The 3,960-nt window shown below is 37.6% G+C and carries 3 protein-coding genes and 1 pseudogene; 3 read left to right on the top strand and 1 reads right to left on the bottom strand.

Going from position 1 to position 3,960, the window contains the following annotated elements; all coding sequences use genetic code 11:
- Nucleotides 1–150: pseudogene (locus tag AC1DTM_RS19750) on the bottom strand (antibiotic biosynthesis monooxygenase); the annotation flags it as partial.
- 128 nt (nt 151–278) lie between these two features.
- Here AC1DTM_RS19750 and AC1DTM_RS19745 point away from each other — a divergent pair.
- From AC1DTM_RS19745 to AC1DTM_RS19735, 3 genes are all read left to right on the top strand, one after another.
- Nucleotides 279–2,396, top strand: coding sequence for a transglycosylase domain-containing protein (locus AC1DTM_RS19745; RefSeq protein WP_088098786.1), 2,118 nt, complete (start codon nt 279–281; stop codon nt 2,394–2,396).
- Nucleotides 2,397–2,585: 189 nt separating this feature from the next.
- Nucleotides 2,586–3,632: a uroporphyrinogen decarboxylase gene (gene hemE, locus AC1DTM_RS19740; protein ID WP_016104109.1), complete on the top strand. Its 1,047-nt coding sequence runs from the start codon at nt 2,586–2,588 to the stop codon at nt 3,630–3,632.
- Nucleotides 3,633–3,646: 14 nt separating this feature from the next.
- The coding region (locus tag AC1DTM_RS19735; RefSeq protein WP_477000699.1) for a ferrochelatase at nt 3,647–3,960 on the top strand (314 nt) is incomplete at its 3' end.

Raw genomic sequence — 3,960 nt, 5'->3', positions numbered from 1 at the left:
AAATTCTCCAACAGCGTCTAATACGTCATATTGAAGTGAGGATTCTACAGATTCTTCAGTATTTTCTTTATAAAACATATCTTTTTCGTTATTTTTTGCAGTGAAATGCGCTTGTTCTAGAGKTGTTTCGTATGAAATAATAGCCTTCATTTTAATGCCCCCTTTATAAGTTTGTCTCTATTATATCAACTCTTGTGAAAAACTTCGAAGATTATATACATAAAGATAGTCCTTTTTCAAATAATAAATGTACCATCATTTGGAAAGAAGGCCGATGTATGAAGAAAGCAAAGTGGACTTTATTAGGCGGGTTAGCAACGTTTGTAGTAGCGATTGTACTTTATAAACTTATTGTGTTAGCTGGTGGCTATATGATGGATGAAAAGCAGCTTGTTTTCCACTCTTCATCACGTATCGTTGACCAGAAAGGAAAAGAAATTACGAAGTTATATGTGGAAAATAGAGAGCTCGTGCCGATCGAAGAAATTCCAAAGTACGTGCAGCAAGCATTTATTGCTGTGGAAGATTCGCGTTTTTATGAGCATCAAGGAATGGATTACCCTTCTATATTTCGGGCGCTTTATAAAGACGCTTTAGCTGGAGAGAAGGTAGAAGGCGGTAGTACAATTACGCAGCAACTAGCTAAAAATGTCTTTTTAACTCGCGAAAAAACATTTACGCGTAAATTGAAAGAGGTCGCAATTTCTCTTCAATTAGAGCAAAAATATACGAAGCAGCAAATTCTTGAAATGTACATGAACCATATTTATTTTGGTCACGGGGCATATGGTATTCAAGCGGCGGCTAAATTGTATTTTAATAAAAATGTAGAAGATTTAACAGTGGAAGAGGGAGCTATGCTTGCAGGGCTTCCGAAAGCGCCAAATGGCTATTCACCGTACTTATCTCCTGAGAAGAGTAAAGAGCGCCGTGATCTTGTTTTGTCACTTATGCATAAACAAGGCTATTTAACAGCGGAAGATAGTGTTCGTTACCAAGGAAAAACAATCGCTCTTTATAAAAATGCAGATGAACGTGAACTCGCATATATGCCGTATATCGATATGGTTATAGATGAAGCAGCGCGTTTATACGGTTTATCGCATCAAGAAGTACTGCGCGGAGGATATACGTTTGTCGTACCAATGGATGAAAAAGTTCAAAAGGTAGCATATAACCAGTTTCAAGATGCGAGAAATTTCCCTGGTAAAGAAAACGGGGCGCAAGGTGCATTTTTATTAATGGATAACCAGACTGGCGGAATTAAAGCCGCGATTGGTGGAAGAGAGTATGTTCCGAGAGGGCTTAATCGTGTTTTTGCAAAAAGGCAGCCGGGTTCTGTTTTAAAGCCACTTATCGTATATGGACCAGCACTTGAGACGAAGAAATATAATCCATATTCTTTATTAACGAATGAAAAAAGTTCGTTTGAAGGCTATGAACCTCGAAATTATAATCATGAGTATACGAAAGAGATGACGATGTACGATGCGGTATTAGAATCAGCAAATGTGCCAGCTGTATCTTTATTAAATGAATTAGGGGTAGATGAGGGAAAGCAATATTTAGAGAAAGGGAATGTTCATATTTCGGACTCAGGTTTAAGCACAGCACTTGGCGGGCTAAAAAACGGCGTTTCTCCATTTGATCTTGTTAAAATGTACCGCTCTTTTTTAGCAAACGGGAATATTATCGAACCGCACGTTATTGATAAAGTGTTAAATAGACACGGGGCAGTCATTGGAGAATCATCAAAAGCTGAAACGAAAGTCTTTTCAAAGCAAACGGCATGGTATATGACAAAGATGCTTGAAGGAGTTGTGAAAGAAGGTACGGCGAAAGCTGGCGTATATAATGGAGCTTTAGCTGGAAAAACAGGCACAACTTCACTGCCGAATGATGATCATGGTGCGCGCGATATGTGGTTTGTTGGATATACACCGAATTTAGTAGGTGCAGTTTGGATTGGCTATGACCGCACCGATAAAGAGCATCAATTACAAGATGGAAATGCATCGGCAACGATGTTATTTAAAAAGATTTTAACGAAAGCAAATATACAAGATAAAGCGAGTTTTCATAGGCCAAAAGGTGTTGAAACAATTGGACTGCCAATTCGTTTAGATAAGATTCAAAACGTGGAAGCAAAACTAGCATTTAGTCCTTTCGGTTTATTTGCGATGAAACTAAGCTGGACGCCGCTTCCTGATGAGAGAATTATGTACCGGATTTATAAAGTTGAAAAAGGAATTCATACTCACGTTGGGACGGTAAAAGGAACAGGAAAATATGAGGAAAAGTTTATTAATATATTCTCAAAATCAAGTTTTTACGTTGTGCCATATAACACACAAACGAACCGTGAAGGAGAAAAGTCAAAAGTAGCTAAACCGTAGTTTTTCTCTGTGCTATAATAAGAATGTTGTGAAAATAGTAAACGGTTTTACGAACGTTTGTGTCAATTTAATGAACAACGTACATAATGTTATGCATTTTGTTTTTACAAGCTGTATAGTAAAAAAAGATAAATATCGGAATAGAGCATATTTAAAGAAAAAGCATTGGTAAGGAAGGGAGCTAGGGTCTTGGTAAGAACTATAAATGAGACATTTTTAAAAGCATGTAGGGGGGAACGCACGGAGTATGTACCAGCATGGTATATGCGTCAAGCAGGTCGTTCACAGCCGGAATATAGAAAGATAAAAGAGAACTATTCTTTATTTGAAATTACACATAATCCAGAGTTGTGCGCTTACGTTACAAAGTTGCCAGTTGATCAATATAATGTAGACGCAGCAATTCTTTATAAAGATATTATGTCACCACTACCTGCAATTGGTGTTGATGTTGAAATTAAATCTGGTATTGGTCCAGTTATCGATAATCCAATCCGTTCTTTACAAGACGTAGAAAAATTAGGGGAAATCAATCCAGAAGATGATGTACCTTACATATTAGATACAATTCGTTTATTAACGACAGAAATGTTAGATGTACCGTTAATCGGTTTTTCAGGAGCTCCATTTACGTTAGCGAGCTATATGATTGAAGGCGGTCCTTCTCGTAACTATCATAATACGAAAGCGTTTATGTATGCAGAGCCGAAAGCTTGGTTCGCTTTAATGGATAAGCTTGCAGATATGGTTATTACATATTTAAAAGCGCAAATTAATGCAGGAGTAAAAGCGGTTCAAATTTTCGATTCTTGGGTTGGAACAGTAAATGTAGCGGATTACCGCATATTTATTAAACCAGCAATGGAACGTATTTTTGCAGAAGTTCGCACGATGGGTGTTCCAATGATTATGCACGGCGTTGGGGCAGGACACTTAGTGAATGAATGGCATGACTTACCTCTTGATGTAGTCGGTTTAGATTGGCGCTTATCAATTGAAGAAGCACGCACGCGTGGTGTTCATAAGGCGGTACAAGGAAATATGGACCCTTCATTCTTATTAGCACCTTGGCCTGTTATTGAAGAACATGTAAAAGGTATTTTAGATCAAGGGATGAAGCAGCCAGGTTACATCTTTAACTTAGGTCACGGCGTATTCCCAGAAGTAAATCCAGATACATTAAAACGCTTAACTACATTTATTCATGAGTACTCTAAAGAACAGTTAGCGAAGTAAAGGAGATTGTCTGTATGAAAAAGAAAATTGGTTTGCTTGTAATGGCATACGGAACGCCATATAAAGAAGAAGATATTGAACGTTACTATACACATATTCGCAGAGGAAGAAAGCCAAGTCCTGAAATGCTAGAAGATTTAACAGAGCGTTACCGTGCAATTGGTGGTATTTCTCCTTTAGCTACTATTACATTAGAGCAAGCTAAAAAGTTAGAGACGCGTTTAAATGAAATGCAAGATGAAGTAGAGTACTGCATGTATCTTGGTTTAAAACATATTGAACCGTTCATTGAAGATGCAGTACAAGCTATGCATAAAGATGGAATAGA

Source organism: Bacillus sp. P4_D3, assembly GCF_056401855.1.
The sequence above is the reverse complement of the archived record's forward strand: the minus strand, read 5'-3'. Positions and strand labels throughout refer to the sequence as shown.